This is a genomic window from Paucibacter sp. KBW04 (genome assembly GCF_003852425.1).
Taxonomy (GTDB): domain Bacteria; phylum Pseudomonadota; class Gammaproteobacteria; order Burkholderiales; family Burkholderiaceae_C; genus Paucibacter_A.
The window spans coordinates 93010-116064 of the sequence record NZ_QAJN01000003.1 but is presented as its reverse complement, the minus strand read 5'-3'; the positions used below and the strand labels follow the sequence as shown (position 1 = coordinate 116064).

Annotated in this window: 26 protein-coding genes; 19 read left to right on the top strand and 7 right to left on the bottom strand. The window is 62.6% G+C overall.

Going from position 1 to position 23055, the window contains the following annotated elements; all coding sequences use genetic code 11:
* Positions 1-7 precede the first annotated feature (7 nt).
* The 4 genes from DBR47_RS05945 to DBR47_RS05930 all read right to left on the bottom strand — a co-directional run bounded on the left by DBR47_RS05945 (position 8) and on the right by DBR47_RS05930 (position 4751).
* Positions 8-1510: a bifunctional serine/threonine-protein kinase/universal stress protein gene (locus DBR47_RS05945; protein ID WP_124447934.1), complete on the bottom strand. Its 1503-nt coding sequence runs from the start codon at positions 1508-1510 to the stop codon at positions 8-10.
* A 43-nt stretch (positions 1511-1553) separates the two neighbouring features.
* Positions 1554-2297, bottom strand: a complete 744-nt coding sequence (locus DBR47_RS05940; protein ID WP_124447932.1) for a metallophosphoesterase — start codon at positions 2295-2297, stop codon at positions 1554-1556.
* Between the two features lie 277 nt (positions 2298-2574).
* Complete coding sequence (gene argF / locus DBR47_RS05935) at positions 2575-3537, bottom strand: ornithine carbamoyltransferase (protein ID WP_124447930.1); 963 nt, start codon at positions 3535-3537, stop codon at positions 2575-2577.
* Positions 3534-4751 (bottom strand): aspartate aminotransferase family protein, encoded by a 1218-nt coding sequence (locus DBR47_RS05930; RefSeq protein WP_231512148.1) that lies wholly within the window; start codon positions 4749-4751, stop codon positions 3534-3536. The genes argF and DBR47_RS05930 overlap by 4 nt, the downstream gene beginning before the upstream one ends.
* Before the next feature lie 299 nt (positions 4752-5050).
* Here DBR47_RS05930 and DBR47_RS05925 point away from each other — a divergent pair, with 299 nt between their 5' ends.
* The 3 genes from DBR47_RS05925 to DBR47_RS05915 all read left to right on the top strand — a co-directional run bounded on the left by DBR47_RS05925 (position 5051) and on the right by DBR47_RS05915 (position 7650).
* On the top strand, positions 5051-5404 hold the full coding sequence (locus DBR47_RS05925) for a DUF3579 domain-containing protein (protein WP_124447928.1): 354 nt from the start codon (positions 5051-5053) through the stop codon (positions 5402-5404).
* A gap of 354 nt (positions 5405-5758) precedes the next feature.
* Positions 5759-6793, top strand: a complete 1035-nt coding sequence (locus tag DBR47_RS05920) for a M14 family zinc carboxypeptidase (RefSeq protein WP_124447926.1) — start codon at positions 5759-5761, stop codon at positions 6791-6793.
* On the top strand, positions 6790-7650 hold the full coding sequence (locus tag DBR47_RS05915; RefSeq protein ID WP_124447924.1) for an alpha/beta fold hydrolase: 861 nt from the start codon (positions 6790-6792) through the stop codon (positions 7648-7650). The genes DBR47_RS05920 and DBR47_RS05915 overlap by 4 nt, the downstream gene beginning before the upstream one ends.
* Positions 7651-7777: 127 nt before the next feature.
* Here DBR47_RS05915 and rpsT read toward each other — a convergent pair whose 3' ends face one another.
* A complete protein-coding gene (rpsT, locus tag DBR47_RS05910) occupies positions 7778-8071 on the bottom strand; it encodes a 30S ribosomal protein S20 (RefSeq protein WP_058720014.1) in 294 nt (97 codons plus the stop codon).
* Positions 8072-8294: 223 nt separating this feature from the next.
* On the opposite strand from rpsT, the gene murJ reads away from it, so the two are divergent.
* The 9 genes from murJ to DBR47_RS05865 all read left to right on the top strand — a co-directional run bounded on the left by murJ (position 8295) and on the right by DBR47_RS05865 (position 16854).
* Complete coding sequence (murJ, locus tag DBR47_RS05905; RefSeq protein ID WP_124447922.1) at positions 8295-9857, top strand: murein biosynthesis integral membrane protein MurJ; 1563 nt, start codon at positions 8295-8297, stop codon at positions 9855-9857.
* A 90-nt stretch (positions 9858-9947) separates the two neighbouring features.
* On the top strand, positions 9948-10817 hold the full coding sequence (locus DBR47_RS05900) for a SirB1 family protein (protein WP_124447920.1): 870 nt from the start codon (positions 9948-9950) through the stop codon (positions 10815-10817).
* A gap of 197 nt (positions 10818-11014) precedes the next feature.
* Positions 11015-11707 carry a DnaA regulatory inactivator Hda gene (gene hda, locus DBR47_RS05895; RefSeq protein ID WP_124447918.1) on the top strand — a complete coding sequence of 231 codons (693 nt, stop codon included), beginning with the start codon at positions 11015-11017 and terminating at the stop codon, positions 11705-11707.
* Positions 11704-12372, top strand: coding sequence for an HAD family phosphatase (locus DBR47_RS05890; protein ID WP_124447916.1), 669 nt, complete (start codon positions 11704-11706; stop codon positions 12370-12372). The genes hda and DBR47_RS05890 overlap by 4 nt, the downstream gene beginning before the upstream one ends.
* Positions 12369-14042, top strand: a complete 1674-nt coding sequence (gene pcnB / locus DBR47_RS05885; RefSeq protein WP_124447914.1) for a polynucleotide adenylyltransferase PcnB — start codon at positions 12369-12371, stop codon at positions 14040-14042. The genes DBR47_RS05890 and pcnB overlap by 4 nt, the downstream gene beginning before the upstream one ends.
* Complete coding sequence (folK, locus tag DBR47_RS05880; RefSeq protein WP_124447912.1) at positions 14043-14561, top strand: 2-amino-4-hydroxy-6-hydroxymethyldihydropteridine diphosphokinase; 519 nt, start codon at positions 14043-14045, stop codon at positions 14559-14561.
* 34 nt (positions 14562-14595) lie between these two features.
* Positions 14596-14952, top strand: a complete 357-nt coding sequence (locus DBR47_RS05875) for a DMT family protein (RefSeq protein ID WP_124447910.1) — start codon at positions 14596-14598, stop codon at positions 14950-14952.
* Between the two features lie 233 nt (positions 14953-15185).
* The gene (locus DBR47_RS05870; RefSeq protein WP_124447908.1) at positions 15186-15833 is read left to right on the top strand and encodes a DUF47 domain-containing protein; all 648 of its coding nucleotides are present in this window, start codon (positions 15186-15188) and stop codon (positions 15831-15833) included.
* 10 nt (positions 15834-15843) lie between these two features.
* Positions 15844-16854 carry an inorganic phosphate transporter gene (locus DBR47_RS05865; RefSeq protein ID WP_124447906.1) on the top strand — a complete coding sequence of 337 codons (1011 nt, stop codon included), beginning with the start codon at positions 15844-15846 and terminating at the stop codon, positions 16852-16854.
* Positions 16855-16932: 78 nt separating this feature from the next.
* On the opposite strand, the gene DBR47_RS05860 is transcribed toward DBR47_RS05865, so the two are convergent.
* Positions 16933-17397 carry a hypothetical protein gene (locus tag DBR47_RS05860; protein WP_197046887.1) on the bottom strand — a complete coding sequence of 155 codons (465 nt, stop codon included), beginning with the start codon at positions 17395-17397 and terminating at the stop codon, positions 16933-16935.
* Positions 17394-17978, bottom strand: coding sequence for a GNAT family N-acetyltransferase (locus DBR47_RS05855; protein WP_124447904.1), 585 nt, complete (start codon positions 17976-17978; stop codon positions 17394-17396). Before DBR47_RS05855 ends, DBR47_RS05860 begins: the two co-directional genes overlap by 4 nt.
* A 295-nt stretch (positions 17979-18273) precedes the next feature.
* On the opposite strand from DBR47_RS05855, the gene rpsP reads away from it, so the two are divergent.
* From rpsP to DBR47_RS05820, 7 genes are all read left to right on the top strand, one after another.
* Positions 18274-18531 (top strand): 30S ribosomal protein S16, encoded by a 258-nt coding sequence (gene rpsP / locus DBR47_RS05850; protein WP_124447902.1) that lies wholly within the window; start codon positions 18274-18276, stop codon positions 18529-18531.
* An 11-nt stretch (positions 18532-18542) separates the two neighbouring features.
* On the top strand, positions 18543-19172 hold the full coding sequence (gene rimM / locus DBR47_RS05845) for a ribosome maturation factor RimM (RefSeq protein ID WP_124447900.1): 630 nt from the start codon (positions 18543-18545) through the stop codon (positions 19170-19172).
* A gap of 16 nt (positions 19173-19188) precedes the next feature.
* Positions 19189-19986 carry a tRNA (guanosine(37)-N1)-methyltransferase TrmD gene (gene trmD, locus DBR47_RS05840; protein ID WP_124447898.1) on the top strand — a complete coding sequence of 266 codons (798 nt, stop codon included), beginning with the start codon at positions 19189-19191 and terminating at the stop codon, positions 19984-19986.
* Between the two features lie 168 nt (positions 19987-20154).
* On the top strand, positions 20155-20508 hold the full coding sequence (gene rplS / locus DBR47_RS05835; protein WP_124447896.1) for a 50S ribosomal protein L19: 354 nt from the start codon (positions 20155-20157) through the stop codon (positions 20506-20508).
* A gap of 115 nt (positions 20509-20623) precedes the next feature.
* Positions 20624-21343, top strand: a complete 720-nt coding sequence (locus tag DBR47_RS05830; protein WP_124447894.1) for a CoA pyrophosphatase — start codon at positions 20624-20626, stop codon at positions 21341-21343.
* 28 nt (positions 21344-21371) lie between these two features.
* Positions 21372-22361: a CobD/CbiB family protein gene (locus DBR47_RS05825; RefSeq protein WP_124447891.1), complete on the top strand. Its 990-nt coding sequence runs from the start codon at positions 21372-21374 to the stop codon at positions 22359-22361.
* 196 nt (positions 22362-22557) lie between these two features.
* Complete coding sequence (locus DBR47_RS05820; RefSeq protein ID WP_124447889.1) at positions 22558-22983, top strand: hypothetical protein; 426 nt, start codon at positions 22558-22560, stop codon at positions 22981-22983.
* Positions 22984-23055: the final 72 nt, after the last annotated feature.

Below are 23055 nucleotides of genomic sequence, written 5' to 3'. Positions count from 1 at the left end.
CGGCAGTTTACGTGCCGCTGGCCGACTCCCTCACCACCGTCACGCTGCACTCCGACTGCGTCACCACCTGGGCCGAGACGCTGCCCAGATAGCGCCGCAAGGCCGAGGCGCCGCGTGCGCCCATGACGATGTGATCGACCCCGTTTTTGGCGGCGAAGTCGATGATGGCGGTGGCCGCGTCAGGGGCTTCCAGCACATGGAAGGTCAGGCGCCCGTCTTCCAGATTCAAGGCCTTGCTGATGGGGCGGGCCCAGTGCTTGAGGGCGATCAGCTGCTTGACGTGTACGCTTTTGCCGTCCTTGTCGGTCAGCTCGTCCATGCCGATGCGGGCCGTCTTCATCACGCTGACGCAGGCCAGGCGGGCGCCGGGCTCGGTCTGCACCATGCGTCGCACCACCTCACGCAGCTGCTCCAGCAGGACGGGGGTGGCGTTCTCGGTATCCACCGCCGCCATGATGATGGGGCTGCGTTCCACCTGCACGGTGGTGCTGGTCTGGATGCTGGGTTCGGCGCCCAGGGCAAAAAACCAGCGCTTGAGCGTCTTCACGCTGCTGCTGGTGTTCATGCGTTCGGCCCGTTTGGTCAGCACCACACCCTCGGGGTGTTGTAGGTCCAGGGCCAATTGGGCAGCGCTTTGGTAGCGGCGCTCGGGCTTGACCTCCAGGCAGTGCAACACCACCTCCTGGAACCAGGGTGGCAGCTCGGGGTCGATGGCACGTGGTGGCACCGGGTCGATATAGAGCCGCCGGCGCAGGCCGCGCACCGAGTTGGGCTGGCCAAAAGGGCGCTCCCCGGTGGCCAGGTGGTAGAGCATGACGCCCAGGGCAAAGAGATCGCTGCGCGGGTCATTGCGCACAAACTGCACCTGTTCGGGCGACATATAGGGGCCGGTGCCCATGGGCAGGGCGAACTCTTCTTCCAGCAGATCGGGCAGATGGTCGTGGCGGGACAGACCGAAGTCCACCAACACGACTTCGCCATTGGCTCTGAGCATGATGTTGCTGGGCTTGATGTCCAGATGCACCACATGCTGGCGATGCAGATCCTGCAAGGCATTGGCGACCTGGATGCCGATCTTGATGACCTCGTCCAAGGGCAGGGGGGCTTCGTCCAGGCGCGGCCGCAGGGACTGGCCCTCGATATGCTCCATCACGATATAGGCTTGACGGGTCCAGTCACCGCGCGCCACGAAGCGCGGAACATGGCTGCCTTTGAGCGCGGGCATCAGCATCTGCTCGACCTCAAAGCCGACGATGGTGGCGGGATCTTCACCACCCTTGATGCGCGGCACCTTCATCATCAGCGGGAAGTCCTCGCCCGCCACCGGCTCGACCCGGGCCACGCTCCAGAGATTGGCCATGCCACCCTGATGCAGGCGCTCGATCAGGCGAAAACCGTCCAGCACCAGACCCGGCTCCAGCGTACCGACCGGCGTTTGGCTGGCGCTGGCGCCAGGGGAGGCGCCAAAACTCTGCGTACCGCTGCTGCTCTGGATGCCTGTGCTGGCCATTGCGTGCTGTCCTTGGTCTTGGGTTTTTGCGGAGGCCCTGGCCTTACTCGCCCTGGCTCAGGCGCTGAGCCAGGCGCTCGGGCAGGCCGGCGGCGCGGATGCGGGCGGCGGCGCTCTCGATGTCGTAGGGCACGCGCTGAAAGGCCAGTTCGCTGCGCTCGCTGTCGAAGATGGCGTAGCAGGCGGCAGGGTTGCCGTCGCGCGGCTGGCCGCAGGAGCCCGGAATCACCAGCCATTGCCGATTCGGCAGCAAGGGGATGGGCGTGCCGGGCGCGGGCGTGAACTCGCCCGCCTTGCCCGTGCCCGAGAGGTGGTAGAGCATGGGCTCATGCATATGGCCGCAAAAGGTGTAGCGGCATTCGGTGGCTTGCAGGCTGCGCATGGCCTCCAGCCGGCCCTGGATGTACTCCCAACCCGCCGGGGCATAGGCATTGGCGTGCACGAACAAACGGTCTTGCTTGGCGATGCTCATGGGCAGCTGGGCCAGAAACTCCAGCTGGTCTGCCCGCAGCTGCGCATGGGTCCAGGCCACGGCTTCTCGCGCTTCCTCGCGCATGGTGGGCGCCAGGCCTTTGACGGTGGCCAGATCATGGTTGCCCATCACCGCCACCGCGCCCTGTGCGACCAGCTCACGCACCCGGTCCACCACCCAACTCGGGTCGCCGCCATAGCCCACGAAATCGCCCAGCAGGGCGTAGCTGTCGACACCGGCGTTCTGTGCATGCTCCAGCACGGCAGTGAAGGCTTCGCGGTTGGCGTGCAGGTCGGAAATCAGTGCAATCTTCATGGCCTCAGCTTGCCATGAATCGCTGACGGCAGACTGAAGTGTTTTCGCTAGGAAGGGGCGAAAAAAAGGCCCGGGCTGTGAGCGCCAGGGCCTGTCGATGGTCAGTGTCTTGCTTCAGCCGATTCGACCCAGCAGCAGGTACTCCATCAGCGCCTTCTGCACGTGCATTCTGTTTTGGTGTGCACACGCCGCTATCGCGGCTTCACATTGCCCAAGGGCAATGTGAGTGCACCCCAAATCGCATGCGGCCCTGCCGGGCCAGGACCTACTCGGCTTGTCAGCCGATTCGGCCCAGCAAAAGGTACTCCATGAGTGCCTTTTGCACATGCATGCGATTTTCCGCCTCATCCCAGACGACGGATTGGGGGCCGTCGATGACTTCGGCCGTCACCTCCTCACCGCGGTGCGCCGGCAGGCAGTGCATGAAGAGGGCGTCGGGCTTGGCTACGCCCATCATCTCGGCATCCACGCACCAGTCGGCAAAGGCGGTGCGGCGGGCATCGTTCTCGGCCTCATAGCCCATGCTGGTCCACACATCGGTGGTGACCAGATCGGCATCACGGCAGGCGTCCAAGGGGTTTTTAAAGACCTTGTAGCAGTCCTTGTTCTGGATGCCGGCCACGGCCGGGTCCACCTCATAGCCGCTAGGCGTGCTGACGTGGACGGTGAAGCCCAAAATCTCCGCCGCCTGCAGCCAGGTATTGGCCATATTGTTGCCGTCACCCACCCAGGCCACGACACGGCCTTTCAGGCAGTCCACATCGACGATGCCGCGGCGGTTCATGCCACGCGCTTCGATGAAGGTGAACAGATCGGCCAGGATTTGGCAGGGGTGGAACTCATTCGTCAGGCCATTGATCACCGGCACCCGCGAGTGGGCGGCAAAGCGCTCGATCTTGGTCTGCTCAAAGGTGCGGATCATCACGATGTCCACCATGCGGCTGATCACTCGCGCGCTGTCCTCGATGGGCTCGGCCCGGCCCAGCTGGCTGTCGCCGGTGGTCAGGTGCACCACCGAGCCGCCCATCTGGTACATGCCGGCCTCAAAGCTGACCCGGGTGCGGGTGCTGGCCTTCTCGAAGATCATGGCCAGGCTGCGGTCGGCCAGGGGCTGGTAGCGCTCGTAGTTCTTGAAGCGGCGCTTGATGATGGCGGCGCGCTCGAACAGATGCGCGTACTCCTCGGCGCGGAAGTCCTTGAACTGCAAGTAATGCCGCATCAGGGCGGATCCGGGCTTCATGGCTTGGGCTCCGAAAGAAAGGTCTTGATCACCGGCACCAGCAGGGTCGCGATCTGGCGCGCTTCATCGGCGCTCAGAATCAGCGGCGGCACCAGGCGCACGACGCGGTCGGCGGTGACGCTGATCATCAGGCCGGCCTCGGCCGCGCGCAGCAGCAGGGCGCCGCAGGGGCGATCCAACTCGATGCCCAGCATCAGGCCCTGGCCGCGAATCTCGTTCACGCCGGCCACGCCGCTCAAGCCTTCTTGCAAGGCCGTCTTCAGCACCGCGCCGACCTCGGCGGCATTGGTCAGCAGATTGTCCTCACTCATGATCTTCAGCGTCTCCACGCCGGCGCGCATGGCCAGGGGGTTGCCGCCAAAAGTGGTGCCGTGATTGCCGGGCTGCATGACCTTGGCCGCACGCGGGCCGCAAACCACGGCGCCGATCGGAACGCCCGAGCCCAGGCCCTTGGCCAGGGGCATCACGTCGGGCCGAATGCCGGCCCACTGGTGGGCGAACCATTTGCCGGTGCGGCCGATGCCGCATTGCACCTCGTCCAGCATCAGCAAGATGTCGTGCTCGTCGCAGATGCGGCGCAGCCCTTGCAGGAACTCGATGCGCGCCGGGTTCACACCGCCTTCGCCCTGGATGGTCTCCAGAAAGATGCCGGTGATGTTCGGGTGCGCTTTGAGGGCCGCCTCCACCGCCGCAATATCGTTCAAGGGCACGCGTACAAAGCCCGGCACCAGGGGGCCGAAGCCGGCATGGATCTTGGGGTTGGCGGTGGCCGAGAGGGTGGCGATGGAGCGGCCGTGGAAGGCGCCATCAAACACCAGCAGTTCTGGGTTGTGGTTGCCGCGGTCGTGACCGAATTTGCGGGCGATCTTCAAGGCCGCCTCATTCGCTTCCAGGCCGCTATTGCAGAAGAAGGCCACATCGAGGCCCGACAACTCACACAGCTTGGCCGCCAGCTCTTCTTGCAGGGGCACATGGTAGTAGTTGCTGGTGTGAATCAGCTTGGCCACCTGCTCTTGCAAGGCCGGCACCAGACGCGGGTGGGCGTGGCCCAGGGTGTTGACCGCGATGCCACCCAGGCCATCCAGGTATCGTCGGCCGTTCACGTCCCAGACCCAGCAGCCTTGGCCATGCGACAGGGCAATGGGCAGGCGGCCATAGGTTTGCATCACATGCGGTTCGGACGGTGCGGGCACGGCGACAACAGGCGCGTTCATCAACTCTCCATCAAAGAGGTTAGGGCTAAAGAAAACAGGGCTTGGGGATCAAGCCCTGTTCGTCGGCGCCAAGGGGCGGCGCAACAACGTGGCTTGATTCTAAGGCGCCATATGGCGGCCCTTGTCCTGATGCGATTTTGCGCGGGCAAAGTGACAAGATTTGGCTTTTGTCCGTCGGCTTTGGGCGCAAGGCATACAGGGGTGGGATACATCCAAGGCACAATACGGCTGTCGTCCCCAAAGTTTTTCCTGCGGCGGCCGGGTCTCTTGCCGGGACCGGCAACCCAGCCGCCATCACCATGAGTCAGCCCCTGAAGCCGATTGAAAAGCCCCGAGAAGTCTTCATCCAAGGTTTGACCGCGGATGGCCGGACCTTCCGCCCCAGCGACTGGGCCGAACGATTGGCCGGTGCCATGTCTTGCTTCCGGCCCGGCGGCGCCCGAGGCGGCATCGGCGACTACATCGGCTACTCGCCCTTGTGCGTGCCGCGCGTTATCAATGGCGTCAAATGCGTCATCGTCAATGAAGAGCTCAAGCAGCTGGAGCCCATGGCTTGGGACTTTGTGATGAACTTTGCGCGCGACAACAATCTTCAGGTCGCCGAGGCCTGTTTGCTGCCCGAGACTTCGCCCAAGCCGGGCGGCGCGGCCTGATCTGCCGGGCCAGGGCTTAGGATTTTTTGGCCGCAGCGCGCCACAAATTCAAGGTCTCGCGCAAGCCGCTGAGCCAAGCCCAGGCGATGACCAAGCCGACCCAAAGTCGGCGCATTAGCTCATCTCTTCGCGTTTGATGTTTGTGCATGGCTGACTTGGCTGTGCCTGGACTTTGCTGTTTTTGCAGCGCCGTAGAGGCTGCAGACTAGCGAGTCGATTTGACAGCTGCGTGACCCTGTGACTTTGTTGCCTCATTCCGGGCAAATTCCACCCAAGTTAGGGCTGGTGAGGCGGGGGAGGGCTGGCTATGCTTTCTGCTGTTCAATCTTCTACCGTCTCCAGGGCGGCTCGCACGTGGGAACAGATGTTGCCGTTTTGCCCGAGTTGCGATCCCTGGACCTGCTGGTCGAGCAGGCGGGATGCCATGTTCAGCGCCACCATCTGTGTGATGTGCAGGCCGGTCAGGCGAAGTTCCCGGTTTGGTCCCTGACCCTGGGTAACCCGGATCCGGCAATGCCGGCGGTGGGATTCTTTGGCGGGGTGCATGGCCTGGAGCGCATAGGCGCCGAACTGGTGCAGGCCTTTTTTGCCAGCCTGGTCTCACGTCTGCGCTGGGACAGCAGCTTGCACCGCCTGCTGGAGACCGTGCGCATCGTTTTCATGCCCCTGGTCAACCCGGGTGGCTTGTGGCGCGGTACCCGGGCCAATCCGCGTGGCGTCGACTTGATGCGCAACGCGCCGGTGGATTCGAGCGCCCCGACGCCCTTCTTGCTCGGCGGGCAGAGATTGAGCCCTCGTCTGCCCTGGTTTCGCGGCCATGCGGGCGAGCCCATGGAGAGGGAAAGCCAGGCGCTGTGCGACTGCGTGCGGGAGGAAATGCTCTCGCACCAACTGTCCTTGGCGGTGGATTGCCACTCGGGCTTCGGCCTGCGCGATCGCATCTGGTTTCCCTTTGCTCACACCGCGCAGCCCATCGCTCACCTGGCCGAGATGCATGCCTTCAGCGAGGTCTTGGATCAAACCCATGCCCAGCATCGCTATGTGTTTGAGCCGCAGAGTCGGCAGTACCAGACACATGGCGATCTATGGGATTTCCTCTACGCCGAGGCCTGTACCAAGCCGGGCAGAATGCTGCTGCCCCTGACCTTGGAGATGGGCTCCTGGTTGTGGATCAAGAAGAATCCAAAACAATTGTTTTCAAGGTACGGCATGTTCAATCCCTTGATCGCCCATAGGCAGCAGCGTGTCTTGCGCAGGCATTTGGCTTGGCTGGACTTTGTGCTGCGTGCCGCCGCTTCCATGCCGCGCTGGTTGCCCTTGCCGGCGCAGCGGCTCGAGCATGAGCGGCGGGCCGTGGCGCGCTGGTATCGCGCGGAGGCGCTTGCATGAGGGGGCTTGATGCGCTGGGGCTTGAGGCGGCTGGCCCTCAATTGGGTGGAGCCCATGGCAAGGCCGTTTGGGTCTTGCTGCGCGGCCTGGCCCGCGAAAGCGGGCATTGGGGCGTGTTCCCCCATGTGCTTTTGCAGCGCATTCGCGAGCAGCAGCCGGGTGCGGAGTTGGTGTTGCTGGATTTGCCGGGCAATGGCACCTTTCATCGCAAGGCCAGCCCCATGCAAGTCTCTGGCATGGTGGAGTTCTGCCGCGATGAGTTGCGGCGGCGCGGTGTGCAGGGGCCGGTGCATCTGCTGGCCATGTCTTTGGGGGCCATGGTGGCCAGCGATTGGGTGCAGCGTTACCCGTCCGAGGTGGCGGCCGGCGTCTTGATCAACACCAGCTTCCGACCATTCAGCCCTTTTTATCGGCGCCTACGACCGCTCAACTACCTAACTTTTTTCTTGCTCAGTCTGAGTCGTTTGAGTGCGCGTCAGCGCGAGCAAAGAGTGCTGCAAATGACTACCTGCTTGCAGCAAAGACCGAGCGAGGTGCTTGATCACTGGGTGAATTTGCGGCGCAGCCATCCGGTGGGCTTGCGCAATACGGCGCGTCAGCTGTGGGCGGCCATGCGTTACCAGGCCAGCGAGGCGCGCCCGCCGGTGCCAATTTTGCTTTTGTGCAGCAAGGCCGATGGCTTGGTGGATTGGCGCTGCTCTCAGGCCATCAGCCGGGCCTGGGGGGCGCCGCTGCGCTTGCATGCGCGGGCAGGGCACGACTTGGCGCTGGATGATCCACCGTGGGTGGCGCAGGCCGTGTGGGAGTGGCTGCGGGTGCGCGATATGCATGGCCTGTCGGCAGGCCAGTTGCACTGAAGAATTCTTGAGGTGTTGCTGGGGGAGGGCGCAGGAGGCGAATCCGCAAGATTCGCCCAAGCGCTCAGTCGGGGCATGAAAAAGGCCCGCCGAAGCGGGCCTTTATCTCTGCACCAGACTTGGGCTATTAGGCGGCCAGAGCCTTGATCTTCGCAGACAGACGGCTCTTGTGACGAGCTGCCTTGTTCTTGTGGAAGATGCCCTTGTCAGCCACCGAGTCGATCACGCTTTGAGCGATCACGAACAGTTCAGCGGCCTTGGCCTTGTCGCCGGTGACGACGGCTTTTTGCACGTTCTTGATGACCGTGCGGAATTTAGAACGCAGCGCCGTGTTGGCGGCGTTGAGCTTGATGTCCTGGCGAGCGCGCTTGAGGCCCGATGCCGAACGGACAGTCTTCTTGACTTTGGAAGAGGTTGCCATGCTGTGATTCTACCCAGTTGGTGCAAAGACCGCGAGTGTAGCACTAAATTCGAGGTGTTTCAATGTGGCGCTCTGTTTGGAGCGCCAAAGCCCCCGGTTCAGTGACTCGCGCCGACATGATAATGCGACGCCCAGGTCTGTTGCTGGGTGGATCGCATCGCAGTCAAAGCGCGCTTGCACTGTTTCCTCTTTTGCACGGCTCAGGGCCGGCCCGCCTTCGCACATGAATTTGCTTCGTACTGCCTCCTTGATCTCCGCGCTGTCCTTGGTCTCGCGCATTGCTGGTTTGGTCAGAGAGCAGATGATGGCGGCCCTGTACGGCGCCTCGGTCTATTCGGATGCGTTTTTGGTGGCCTTTCGCATCCCAAATATGCTGCGCCGTCTGTTTGCCGAGGGTGCTTTTTCTCAGGCTTTCGTGCCGCTGCTCGCCGCGACACGCGCCCAGGACGGCGAAGAGGCCACGCATACCTTGATTGATGCCGTCGCGACCGTCTTGTTGTGGGTTTTGTTGGCGCTTTGCGTGATTGGCATCGTGGGCGCGCCCCTGCTGGTCTGGCTGCTGGGTTCGGGCATGCCAAAGGCCGGTGAAGAGGCCGCCGTCGTCATGACGCGCTGGATGTTTCCCTATATCGGCTGCATGTCTTTGGTGTCTTTGGCGGCCGGAATTCTGAACACCTGGAAGCGTTATCTTGTGCCCGCGGCCACGCCGGTCCTCTTGAATCTGGCCATGATTGCCGCGGGTTACTGGTTGTCGCCGGTGATGACTTCTCATGGCTACCCGGCGATTTATGCCCTGGCCATCGGTGCGATGCTGGGCGGGATTTTGCAAATGGCGGTGCAATTGCCCGCGCTCAAGCGCATTGGCGTTGTGCCCCGTTTTGGCTTGACTTTGCGCAGGCTGCGAGTGGCGGCCTCTCACCCGGGGGTGGGGCGGGTGCTAAAGAATATGGGGCCGGCGGTTTTGGGTGTGGGGGTGGCTCAACTGTCCCTGGTCATCAATTCGCAGATCGCCAGCCATATTGCGGTCGGTGCCATTACTTGGCTCAATTACGCCGATCGCTTGATGGAGTTCCCCATGGCCTTGCTGGGCGTGGCCCTGGGCGCGGTGCTGACGCCGCAGCTGTCGTCGGCCCAGGCCAAGGGCGATATGCAGGCCTATTCCGGCATGCTGGATTGGGGTTTGCGCATGGTGATGTTGTTTGGGCTGCCCTGTGCCGTGGCCTTGCTGGCGTTTGCCGAGCCTCTGGTGGCGGTGCTCTATCACCGCAAGGCCTTTTTGGCGGTGGACGTGACGCACACGGCACAGGCGGTGATGGGCTGGGGCGTGGGCCTGATCGGCCTGCTGGCCGTCAAGGTTCTGGCGCCGGGCTTTTATGCCAAGCTGGATACGCGCACGCCGGTGCGCATCGCCATCGGCGTGCTGGTGCTGACCCAGCTGTTCAATACGCTGCTGGTGCCCTGGGTCGGCGTGGCGGGCCTGGCCTTGTCGATTGGTCTGGGTGCGATGGTGAATGCGTTTTGGCTGCTGCGCGGTCTGCGCAAGCTTGGCAGCTACACGCCGGAGGCGGGTTGGTGGATGTTTGCGGGCAAGGTGGTGCTGGCCAGCCTGGCCATGGGCGGCCTGCAGTACTACCTGGCCTGGCGCCTGGATTGGATCGCCCTGGGTGCGCATGAGGGTTTGCGAGCCCTGGCCATGGCGGGCAGTTTGGGGGCTTCAGCCCTGGTCTACTTCGCCGTTCTGACCCTGTTTGGCCTGCGCCTGCGGCAATTCATGCGGCGTGCCTGAGCCCGACCTGCGGCGGGCGTTTGCCCGACATATGAGGGCCTCAGGCCCTCGTGCCTGCCCAGGCCCAGCCAGATTCAATAAACTCAAGCCATGCCCAATCATTTGCGCCTGCACGCGCCCACGCCTCTGGAGTATTTCGGCAATCTGGTTGCCGAGGATGCTGGCCTGAACCTGCTGGAGGCGGCGGCCTCGATCGCCCAGGACGAGTTCCCTGCGCTCGATGTGCAGGCCGTGCTGGCCGAGGTGGATGGCCTGGCCCAGCGCCTGCGCGAGCGCTTGCCGCCCGATGCGTCGGCTCGGCACAAGCTGCAGATGTTGACCCGCTACTTCCATCAGGAGTTGGGTTTCGCGGGCAATGTCAACAACTACTACGAGAGCGGCAATAGCTTTATCCATCATGTGCTGGCGACACGCCGCGGCATCCCCATCAGTCTGGCGGTGATCTTTATCGAGATTGCTGGGCAACTGGGTCTGCGTGCCCATGGGTTGGCCTTTCCCGGCCATTTTTTGATCAAGCTGCAGATGGGTAATGGCGAGGTGATCTTGGATCCCTTCACCTGCGAGTCGCTCTCGCGCAATAAATTGGACGAGTTTTTGCAATCCTTTCGGCAGAGCTCCGGCCTGGTGGGGGAGGTGGATCTGCCGGTGGATTTGTTCTTGCAGCCCGCCTCGGCACGCGAAGTGTTGGCGCGTATGTTGCGCAATCTGAAAGAGATTTATCGCTCCAACGAGGATTGGCCGCGTTTGCTGGCCGTTCAGGAGCGATTGGTGCTGTTGCTGCCCGATGCCTGGATCGAGCGGCGTGATCGGGGTCTGGTTCTGGAGGCGCTGGGGCATTGGCGTGCGGCGGCCGAGGACCTCAGTGCCTACCTGAATCAACAACCGCAGGCGCCCGATCAAGTGGGCTTGAGTCAGCGCCTGGCCCAGCTGCGCCAAAAGGGGGCGCCGCCCTTGCATTGATGCTTCCCCTGGCGCTTCGATGGAGGCCTTCCCTGCCCACCCTGGTTTTGCCCACTAGAATCGCCGCCGCTGCCAAGGCTTCGCAGGCTTGGCTTTCCGATATTTTTGATGATGAATTTGAACAAGCAGGAATGCTGAGTTTCGAGCCCGCAAAAATGAGCGCCTCGTAGCCTTTAGCCGGCTTAGGATTTTTTGAGTTGAAGCAAATTCCGCTTGCCATCGGCCCCGAGCCGGTCTTTACCTTTGATAACTTTCTGCCAGGCGCCAATGAGGCCGTGCTGGCCGAGTTGCGGAGCTTGCGCCCGGGCGCCTCATTTGCTGCGACCGTGCCGCCCATCTTTGTGTGGGGGCAGTCCGGCAGCGGCAAGACCCATGTACTCAAGGCCTTGGCCGAAAGTTGGCAGGGGGCGGGCCTGCAAGTCGGCTGGTATGACGCCGACACGCCTTTGCCCTGGGATCTGCCGGCCCAACCCAGCCTGCTCTTGCTGGACGACTGCGAGCGTTTCGATGCCGGCCAGCAGCACGCGGCTTTTGCCCTGTTTGTCGAAGCGGCCAGCGATGGCCTGACGATTGTGGCCAGCGGCAGCGCGCCGCCGGTGGATCTGCCGGTGCGCGAGGACTTACGCACCCGCCTGGGCTGGGGCATCACCTTTGAGTTGCAGCCGCTGTCCGAGCAGGATATGCGCTCGGCCCTGCGCTTGGAGGCGGGGCGCCGCGGCATTCTGGTGGCCGATGATGTGATCGATTATTTGCTGACCCGTTTCGCCCGAGACCTCAAGCACCTGATGCAGTTGCTCACAAGGCTGGACGAGTTTGCCATGTCAACCAAGCGGGCGGTCACCGTGCCCCTGCTGCGCCAGATGCTGGCCGACGAAGGACTGAATCCATGAATTTGACCCTGTTTGACCTGGATGGCACCTTGATTCCGAATGACTCGGATCATGCATTTGGCGCCTTCATGGTGGACATAGGCTGGGCCAACGGCGAGCAGTGGCGTGCCCGCAATGACGAATTCTTTGCCCAGTACCAGGCCGGTCGCCTGGACCTGGCCGAGTACATAGACTTCGCCACCTCGGTGTGGCGCAGCCGGCCCTTGGCCGAGGCCTTGGCCGCACGCGAGCGCTTCATGGCCGAGGTGATGCTGCCGCAGATCCAGGCCCAAGCCCGCGCCCTGGTTGAGCAGCACCAAAAGGCAGGCGACCTGGTCGCCATCGTGACCGCCACCAATGAGTTCGTGACCGAGCCGATTGCAGCCGCATTTGGGGTCGAACATCTCTTGGCCGTCCAGCTCAAGCGCGATGCTCAGGGGGCCTACACCGGGGCGATCGAGGGGGTGCCTTCCTATCAAGCCGGCAAGATCACACGCGTCCAGCAATGGTTGGCCGGCTTGGGGCGACAATGGGAGGAATTCGAGCGCGTGAATTTCTACAGCGACTCAATGAATGATTTGCCTCTGCTGGACTTGGTCAGCCATCCCGTGGCCACCAATCCCACGCCAGCCCTGGCCGACATCGCGTCGGCACGCGGCTGGACTACCTTGAAATTGTTCGCATGATCAAAAAATTCATAGACAAGCTGCTGGGCAAACCCTCGGCGGCCAAAGTCGTCAAGGCTTTCAAGCCCAGCGCCGTGGCCAAAGCGGCTTCGTCCGGCGCCACCGGCACCCTGGGCAAGCGTGTTGAGGTGCATGTCGCCGAGCATGGCATTGATCCCAGCTTGCTGGACGAACGCGCGGTGCGCGTGGTGCAGACGCTGAGTGATGCGGGCTTTGAGGCCTATATCGTGGGTGGCGCGGTGCGTGACCTGCTGCTGGGCATGCGGCCCAAGGACTTTGACGTTGCCACCAATGCCACGCCGGAGGAGGTCAAGAGCCTGTTCCGCCGCGCCTTCATCATCGGCCGACGCTTCCGCATCGTCCACGTGGTCTACGGTCGTGGGCGTGAGCATGAGGTGATCGAGGTTTCCACCTTCCGCGCCTTGCTGGTGAACGAAAGCGCCGACCAGGTCGCCGGCAATGAGAAAACCTCCAAGGCCGAGCTGGCCGGCAAAAGCCATGTGGTCGATGCCGAAGGCCGGGTGCTGCGCGACAACGTCTGGGGCCCCCAGATCGAAGACGCCGCCCGCCGCGATTTCACCGTCAACGCCCTGTACTACGACCCGCAACGCCAGCTGGTGGTGGACTATCACGGCGGCTTGGCCGACGCCAAAAAGCGCGTGCTGCGCATGATTGGCGACCCGGACACCCGTTACCGCGAGGACCCGGTGCGCATCGTGCGTGCCGTGCGCTTTGCTGCCAAGCTGGGATTCGAGCTGGAGCCCAAGACCCGCGCCCCCATCAAGGCTTGCGCGCCGCTGCTGGCCAATGTGCCGGCCTCGCGTCTGTTTGACGAGATGATCAAGCTGCTGCAGACCGGCCATTCCCTGGCCAGCCTGGACGAGTTGCGCAAGCAAGGCCTGGCGCGTGGTGTGTTCCCGATTCTGGACGCCATGCTCAATGAGAAGGGCGAGCTGGCCGAGGGCGTGCGCGGCAAGTTTGTGCGCATGGCTTTTGAGGATACCGATCTGCGCGTCTCCGAAGGCCGCGGCGTCTCGCCCAGCTTTATGCTGGCCTGCATGCTGTGGTTTGAGGTGCTGGAGCGCTGGACTCGCTTGCGCGATGCCGGTGAGCCGGCGGTGCCGGCCCTGGGTCAGGCGGTGGATGCCGTCTTCGATGCTCGCATCGGCGATATCTCGGGTCGCGGCAAGCTGGCCACCGATATGCGCGAGATCTGGATGATGCAGCCGCGTTTTGAGCGCCGCACCGGCAGCGGGGTCTACACCTTGGTGGAGCAGCCGCGCTACCGCGCTGGCTTTGACTTCCTGCGCCTGCGCGCCGATGCTGGCGAGATCGATCCGGCTCTGGCCGATTGGTGGGAAGACTTTGCCCTGGGTTCGGATGACGAGCGCGCTGCCCTGGTCGATGAGGTGCGTGAGGCCGAGAAATCGCAGCGCCGCAGCAGCGGCAAGGTGCATCAGCTGCCGCGCAAACCGGCCGCCAAGGCCGAAGGCGAAGCCCAGGACGAAGCGGGCAGCGCCGAAGTCCAGCCCTGGACGGACGGAGCCACACCGCCCGCCAAGAAGCGCCGCCGTCGCCGCAAGCCGGCAGGCAAGGGCGCAGCGGCTGCTGCAGGCTCTGCAGGCGAGGGCGGGGCCGACGCACCGGTGGGCAAACCTTCCGAATCCTGAATGCGGGCCGACTCAGTTGTGGGCGGCACGCTCGCTTTTGTCGGCCTGGGGGCCAATCTGGGTGATACGCGGCAAAGTCTGCAACAGGCTTTGCAGGCGCTGTCGGAGCTGCCGAGCACAGCCTTGCTGGCTTGCTCCAGCGCCTATCGAACGGCGCCGGTGGAGGCGAGTGGCCCCGACTTCTTGAATGCTGTCGCTATGCTGCGCACCCAGCTCTCTCCCATGGAGCTGCTGGATGCGCTGCAAGCCATCGAGCAGGCCCATGGGCGCGAGCGCCCCTACCTCAATGCGCCCCGAACCCTGGACCTGGACCTACTCCTTTTCGGCGAGCTCTCGCTGGCCTCCATGCGCCTGACCCTGCCGCATCCACGCCTGCATCAGCGTGCGTTTGTGCTGCAACCTCTGTTGGAGCTGCAGGCCGATTTGGCCGCTCCGGGCTTGGGTGCTTTGGCTGCGTTCCTGCCCGCGTTGCAGGATCAGGCCATCAGTCGCCTCGGCCCTTTGTGGCCGCAAGGCTGAGCCCACCATCGTTCATTGAGAAGGGCGGAACCCCATGTTCAATAGTTGGGCTGGCTGGCAAACAGTGGGGCTCTTGCTCCTGTCCAATGTCTTCATGACCATGGCTTGGTACGGCCACCTGAAGGATTTGGCGGCCAAGCCCTGGTGGATCGCCGCCCTGGTGAGCTGGGGCATCGCCTTGTTTGAGTACCTGTTGCAGGTGCCGGCCAATCGAATCGGTTTCAATGCCGGCTTCAGTCTGGCCCAGCTCAAGATCACCCAGGAGGTGGTGACCTTGGCGGTGTTCGTGCCCTTTTCCATGTTCTATATGGGCCAGCCCTTCAAGACCGACTTCATCTGGGCCGGTTTGTGCCTGATGGGGGCGGTCTATTTCATCTTCCGCTCGGCCTGAGCGTGATTTCGGCAGCGCCGTCGCGGCCGCCGCCCCTGCGAGTGTTGTGTCTTGCCTCAAGAAATGCGCTGATTTGAGGGGCTGAGCCCTGCTTTGCCCTGTGTTTGAGTTTCTTTGCGGGCTCGGCCCCACTACACTTGCGCGCCTGCTGTTGATGAAACAGTGATGAAATTTGTGTGAATATTTATGCGAATTTGATGCTTGCGCAGCAAGTTCGCACGATTGGAGTCGGTGTGTTTTTTTCCAAATTGCTGCCCCGCGAGGGCAATTTCTTCGAGCTCTTCAATGAGCACGGAGCTCAGATCACAGAAGGTGCGCGCGCTTTCATGTTGATGATCCAGAACTACAACGACCCGGTGCTGCGTGAGCGCTATGCCGAAGAGGTCAACAAGGCCGAGCATCAGGCCGACCGAGTGACCGCCGAAGTCAATCGCATGCTGCATCGCACCTTCATCACGCCCATCGATCGCGAGCAGATCCACGGCCTGATCAATGCGATGGACGACATCCTGGACCTGTTGCAGGACACCACCGAGACGCTGTCCCTCTACGACGTGCGCACCATACCCGAAGAAGTCTTGAGCCTGGGTGAGCTGAGCGCGCGCTGCTGCGAACGCGTGCAACATGCCGTGTCCCTGCTGCCCAAGCTGAAGAACCCGGAAGTGGGTGAGGCCGCGATCAAGACCTGCGAGGAAATCGATCGCCTGGAGTCCGATGCCGACCGCGTCATGCGCACCGCGATGTCGCGCCTGTTCCGCGAGCAAGACGATGTGCGCGAGCTGATCAAGCTCAAGACCATTTATGAGCAGCTGGAGTCCATCTCCGACCGTTGCGAAGATGTGGCCAACTTGATCGAGGGCATCGTCCTCGAAAACGCTTGAGTTCTGCACGATGGAATCGGTGCAGATAGCGTTTTGGGTCGTCGCCCTGCTGGTCATTCTGGCCGTGGGCTTCGACTTCATGAATGGGTTTCACGACGCGGCCAATTCGATCGCCACGGTGGTTTCTACCGGCGTCCTGAAACCGCAGCAGGCGGTCTTGTTCGCCGCCTTCTTCAATGTGCTGGCGATTGGCATCTTCCATTTGCAGGTCGCCGCCACCATTGGCAAGGGCATTGTTGACCCGGGCGTGGTGGATCATCACGTGATCTTTGGCGCCTTGATCGGTGCCATTACTTGGAATGTGATCACCTGGTGGTACGGCATCCCGTCCAGCTCATCGCACGCCTTGATCGGCGGCATCGTGGGCGCCGTTTTGGCCAAGGCCGGCTTCGGCTCTTTGCAAGCGGGTGGCATTCTGAAGACGGTCTTGTTCATCTTCGTTTCGCCGCTGCTGGGCTTTTTGCTGGGTTCTTTGATGATGGTGATGGTGGCCTGGCTGTTCAGGCGCGCGTCGCCGATCCGGGTGGATGGCTGGTTCCGGCGTATGCAGCTGGTATCTGCCGGCCTCTACAGCCTGGGGCATGGTGGCAATGATGCGCAGAAGACCATCGGCCTGATCTGGATGCTGCTGGTGGCCTCGGGCTACCTCTCGGCTCAGGCCAGCGCCCCGCCGGACTGGGTGATTCTGGTCTGCTACTTGGCCATCGGCTTGGGCACCATGTTTGGCGGCTGGCGCATCGTGCGCACCATGGGTCAGAAGATCACCAAGCTCAAACCCGTGGGCGGCTTCTGTGCCGAAACAGGCGGCGCCATCACCTTGTTCCTGGCCACGGGCCTGGGCATTCCGGTGTCGACGACGCACACCATCACCGGCGCCATTGTCGGTGTGGGTTCGGTGCAGCGGGCCTCGGCCGTGCGCTGGGGCGTGGCGGGCAATATCGTCTGGGCCTGGATCTTCACCATCCCGGCCTCGGCCCTGGTGGCGGGTTTCTTCTACTGGTTCAGCTTGGTTTTGTTCTGAACTTTGCGTCTTAGCAAGTCCGGTATGTAAAAGGGCAGCCCACGGGCTGCCCTTTTTTCTTGCCGGCCGTCGCGGCCCTTACTGGCTGATTTCCTGCGCCGCCTCGACCTGGCTTTCAAAATAGCGTTGGGCGCTGAAGGCGATGGTGCTCATCAAGCAGGTGCCTCCTATCAGCACACAGGCCACGACGCCGATGATGGCCGCCCAGCCGCTGGGTTTGGAGCTGCGGCCGCCATTGTGGATCGCATCCCACTTTTCATCGGCGGTGAGGCCGTAGACGATGCCGCAAATCATGGCGTTGACCAGCATCAGGCCCAAAAAGGGGATCAAGACCCAGGCGGTTTTGTCGTCTTGGCCTAGCTCTCCCATGCGCTGCACGCCATACAGCCCCAGCAAGGTGGGCCAGGGGTGTAGCCAAGCCAGGCGGTCCGAAAAACCGTAAAGATAGAGGCGATGCAGACCCAGGCTGCCCAGGCTCAGGGCCAGCCAGGTGGCGATTGTTTTTGACTTCAGCGGGGTGCTGCTTGCAACGCTGCTGCTCATGCGCCTTGCTCCGGCGCGGCCCGATCGCCCTGGCCCAGTTGGCGCTGCATCATCACCACGTCCAGCCAGCGGTCGAACTTCCAGCCCGCGCTTTTCAAGACGCCGCTGTGCTCGAAGCCCAGGGCCTTGTGGACGCCCAGCGAGCCCAGGTTTTGCGAATCGCCGATGACGGCCAGCATCTGGCGTGCGCCGGCTTGCTCGCAGCGGGCCATCAGTTCGGCCAGCAACAGTCGGCCCAGGCCCTGGCCCTGGCTGCCGGGTGCCAGATAGATGGAGTCTTCCACGCAGAAACGATAGGCCAGGCGAGGGCGGAAGTAGTTGGCATAGGCATAGCCCTGCACCTGGCCGCCCACTTCGGCCACCAACCAGGGCAATTGCCGGCCCAGCACCTCGCTGCGGCGACGGGCCATTTCGCTGACTTCGGGAACTTCCGTCTCAAAAGTGCCGGTGCCATGCAGCACGGCGGCCGCGTAAATAGCTTGGATGGCGTGCAGATCGGCCTCGGTGCTGGGGCGAATCGTGATGCCGAGGGTCTGGTTTGAGGCCGAGGAGGGGAGATTATTGGGAATTTGTGTGCTCATATTCTTTGTAGTCTGCTCAGCCGAGTTTATAATGCTGGGTTTTGGCCTTGGTCGGATTGTTCTTGGTGAATTCCAGTGCTCCACTGGAATCAAGAAGCGCAGTTCGGCGTATCTACAGGGCCAACCACGGTGCTCGGCTGAGTGAGGCGCAGGCGGATCATGCCAAAAACTTTCCTGGAAACCGGGAAGGCTTGGGTCGGGTCTGATGCTCTGATCAAAACCGTCGCCACCCCGATCTACTCGCCCTGAGTGTCTCCTGGTGCGGTGGACAACAAAATTCATCTAAGGATTCATCATGGTTGTTATTCGTCTGGCTCGCGGCGGCTCCAAGAAGCGCCCCTTCTACAACATCGTCGTTGCAAACAGCCAGCAGCGTCGTGACGGCCGCTTCATCGAGAAGGTCGGCTTCTACAACCCCGTCGCTTCGGGTGCTGCTGAGCCCCTGCGCGTCGCTGTTGACCGCGTCAACTACTGGGTTGGTGTCGGCGCCCAGCTGTCGCCCACCGTCGAGCGTCTGGTGACCCAGGCCAAGAAGGCCGTTGTCGCTGCTTAATTGACCCGCAAATGACAAGAGCCCCTGCTGATCCTCGTCCTTCGTCCTCGGCTACCGAGGAGGTCTCCTGGCCCGAAGATGCGATTGAGGTGGGGTGTGTTCTTGATGCCTGGGGTGTCAAAGGCTGGTTCAAGGTGCAAGCCTATTCCAGTGACGCCCAGGCTCTGTTTTCCTCGCGGCGCTGGTTTCTCAAGCGTCCCGAGATCGGCGGCCAGGCTGCGCCCGCGGTGCCCCAGAGCACCAAGGCCCTGCCTGCCTTGCTGAAGATTCTCTCGATTCGCGAGCATGGCGAAGGCCTGGTGGCCAATGCCCAACATATCGCGGATCGCAATGCGGCCGAAGCCTTGCGCGGCGCCCGCATCTTCATCTCCCGCTCGGCCTTCCCGGCGGCGGATCCGGATGAGTACTACTGGGTGGATCTGATCGGTCTGTCCGTGGTCAATCGCCAGGGTGAGACCCTGGGTCAGGTCGAAGGCCTGATAGACGCTGGCCCGCACAGCGTGCTGCGCATCATCCCGCCGGGCCTGGTGGCGCCGGTGAAGCCAGATCAAGAGCGCCTCGTTCCCTTCGTCGCCCGTTTTGTCGACGATGTGGATCTGGAGCAGCGTGTGATCACCGTCGATTGGGGTCTGGACTTTTAAGTTCGGATCAGCGCGCATGCGCTTCGACGTCATCACCTTGTTCCCCGAACTGTTTGGCCCGCAGCTGAGTCAGGGCGTCACGCGCCGTGCTTTTGAGAGCGGGCAGGTCGATGTGCAGCTGTGGCAGCTGCGCGATTACGCCAGCGATAACTATCGCCGCGTCGATGATCGCCCCTTTGGTGGTGGCCCGGGCATGGTGATGTTGGTGGAGCCGCTGGAGCGCGCCCTGGCGGCGGTTAAGGCTGCTCGCTTGGCTTCTGCAGCGGATGGTGACGCCCCTCCGGCCATCATCCATTTCAGCCCCACCGGCCGACGCATGGATCAGGCCCTGATGCAGGACTTGGCGCAAGGGCCAGGTGCCGTGCTTCTGTGTGGTCGCTATGAGGGCATGGATCAGCGTTTTCTCGACCGGCATGTGACGCTGGAGCTGAGCCTTGGTGACTTCGTGCTCTCGGGTGGTGAATTGCCTGCCATGACCTTGCTGGATGCGGTGGCGCGGCTGCAAGATGGGGTCTTGAACGACGCCCAGTCGCATCAGCAGGACAGCTTCTCCGATGGCTTGCTCGATTGCCCGCACTACAGCCGTCCCGAGGTCTTGACTGGCTTGCCGGACCAGACCGAGGACTTGCCCGTGCCTGCGGTGCTGATGTCGGGTCACCATGCCCAGATCGCCCGCTGGCGGCGCGAGCGTTCGCTGGAAATCACCTGGCGGCGCCGCCCCGAGCTGATTCTCGCGGCCCGCGCTGCGGGGCGGCTGAGTAAGGCGGATGAGCGCTTTTTGCTGCAATTGCAGGCTGCGGCCAAGTCGGCCTAGGCAAATCCAAGAAGTCAAGCTATACTAGCGGGCTGTCCGATCCTCTGGTGGGTCGAGTCGGGTTTGAAGAGGCTGCTTGTCGGTTGATTCAACACCCATTTTTTGTCGCCTTGGCTGTCATGTGAGAGTTCAAGGTTTCGGCGCCACCATGATCACTAGGAGAACTTTGTGGACTTGATCCAAACCCTTGAGCAAGAAGAAATTGCTCGTCTGAACAAGACATTCCCGTCTTACGCCCCTGGTGACACCGTCATCGTGAGCGTGAACGTCGTTGAAGGCACCCGCAAGCGCGTTCAGGCTTTCGAAGGCGTCGTGATTGCCAAGCGCAATCGCGGTCTGAACTCCAGCTTCATCGTTCGCAAGATTTCGAACGGCGAAGGCGTGGAGCGTACGTTCCAGCTGTACAGCCCTTTGATCGCTTCGATCGAAGTCAAGCGCCGTGGCGACGTCCGTCGCGCCAAGCTGTACTACCTGCGTGACCGTTCGGGCAAGTCGGCTCGTATCAAGGAAAAATTGGGCTGATCCGCGGTTTTTGATCGCGTATTCATCCTGTAGAAAAACCGCCCGAAGCTCGCTTCTGGCGGTTTTTTTCATTCCTCAAGCCTTGCGTGCTGTGTAGTAAACCGAGCCTCTACCCATGTCCCGAGCCCCCATTCTGGATCCCAAGCTCGTGCCCGTGCAGGGCCGGGATGCGCATCTGCCCGCCGTGCCCGCGCAAGCGCTGACACCCGAGGCCTTGCGTGCGCGCTTCGCGGCGCCGCCCATCTGGACGCCCGAGTTTCAAGGCGATGGCGGCCGTTTCAGCGATCGAGCACCGGCCGATGCAGCCGTGCTGATGCCTCTGGTGATGCGCGAACAAGGCTTGCAACTCTTGCTGACCCGCCGCACCGATCATCTGCGCTCGCATGCCGGGCAGATCAGCTTTCCCGGTGGGCGGGTGGAGCCTGAAGATGGCTCGGTGGAAGTGGCGGCCCTGCGCGAAACGGCGGAAGAAATCGGCCTGGGGCCTGCACACATCGAGCTGATTGGCCGGCTGCCGGTCTACGCCACCGTGACCTCGTTTCAGGTCACGCCGGTCGTCGCCCTGGTGAGGCCCGGTTTTGAACTTCAGTTGGATGCTTTCGAGGTCGCCGAAGCCTTTGAAGTGCCCTTGGCCTTTCTGATGGATCCGGCTCATCACCAACGCCATCGCTTTGTCTTCGAGGGCGGAGAGCGCCAATTTCTTTCCATGCCTTGGACGCCGCCCACAGCGCTTGCGCAGGGCCAAGCGCTGGGTCAATCGCAGGCGCAGGAGTACTTTATTTGGGGCGCGACGGCCGCGATGTTGCGCAACTTCTACCGCTTCCTTTCGGCGTGAGTCGCAGCGCCCGCTATCATCTCCGGCCATGAACTTCTTCGCGGTCCTTTTGGCCTTGCTGTGTGAACAGCTGAAACCTCTTCGCCATGGCAATGGCATCCATCGCAGTGTGATCAGCTGGGTCCGCTGGGTCGGTCGTAACTTCGACGCCGGACGGGAACATCACTCCACCGTCGTTTGGGCCATCACCGTCTTGGGCCCAGCCTTGCTGACGGCGCTGATCTATTTGAGCGTGCGCCATTTCAGCCTCATCTTGGCCTTGATCCTGGATGTGGCCGTGCTCTATCTGACCCTGGGCTTCCGCCAGTTCAGCCACTATTTCACCGATATCCGTGACGCCTTGGAGCGGGGTGACGATTTGGAGGCACGCCGCCTCTTGTCCGAATGGCGCCATCTGGATGCCAGCGAGCTGCCCCGGACCGAGTTGGTTCGCCATGCCATCGAGCACTCCTTGCTGGCTGCCCACCGCCATGTGTTTGGGGTGTTTTTCTGGTTTATCGTCTTGTCGACCCTGGGCCTGGGGCCGGCCGGTGCCGTGCTCTACCGTATGGCCGAGTTCGCCAGCCGCTACTGGTCCTTCAAAAGCCGCACGCTGGACGCGCCGACCAATGAGCGCTTGATGCAGCTCTCGCGCCGTCTGTTTGGCTGGATCGACTATCTGCCCGCCCGCCTGACCGCCACCGGCTTCACCATCGTGGGCAATTTCGAGGAGGCGGTGAATGGCTGGCGGCGCGACGCCAAGCTCTGGCTGCATCCCAATGAGGGGATCATTCTGGCTTCGGCCGCCGGGGCCCTGGGCCTGCAACTCGGTGGGGTGGCGGCGCCTGGAGTGACGCCCGATCGTAGCAAGACCTTCAATTCCGGCGTCGACGCGGACGCCACGGGCGCCGACGGCTCGACACCCGGGCAAGCCCCTCAGTTGGGGCATTTGCAAAGCGTGGTGGGCCTGATTTGGCGCTCCGTGGTGCTTTGGATGCTCTTGCTGGCCCTGCTGACTCTGGCCAATTTGCTGGGTTAGGACGCGGGGCAAGGCCGGCCGCTGGCGCGTACAGGCCACAGACTTTGGCATTCCTGAACGCTAAGGGCTAAAGTTAGCGATGTTTCGGTCGATAGCAGAGTTAGAACCCTCTCAATCCGACCTCTGGGTCTGCTCTGCCGACCATCAGCGCTTGCCTTGAGTCGGCCTTGCAAAGTCTTCCTCGCGGAGGTTTGCCATGATTTCATCAGTGACGTCCCCATCAGTTCCCGACCCCGGCCTTGCGGCATTGCGCCCCACGGCCGAGGATCTCAGCAAAAAGCGCGATGCCAGCGCAGGTACTGCCCTGCCTGCAGCGGCAAGCAATAGTGACAGCAACTCCGCCGTGGTGCAGATTTCCTCGGAGGCTGTGCGCCTGTCTGAGCACGCCAGCGTCAGCAATGCCAGCAGCAAGACCAGTGCCGCCCCGACGACCGTCAAGAAGTATGCAGATGCCGACGCCAATCAGGATGGTCGTGTCAGCGTGCTGGAGGCACGGGCCTATGATTTCGCCCACCCCACCATCCCCAAGCCGGAGCGTGATGGCGATCAACCGCCCGCTCGCAGCGCCATGGCCGATGTGAAAGCCTATGAAGCGGTGGCCCGCTCCGGCCGCAGCGTCTGACGACGACCACATCTTTCTCTTCGCCCAAACAAAAAAAGGCCCGCTTTGCGGGCCTTTGCTTTTGCGCTTGGG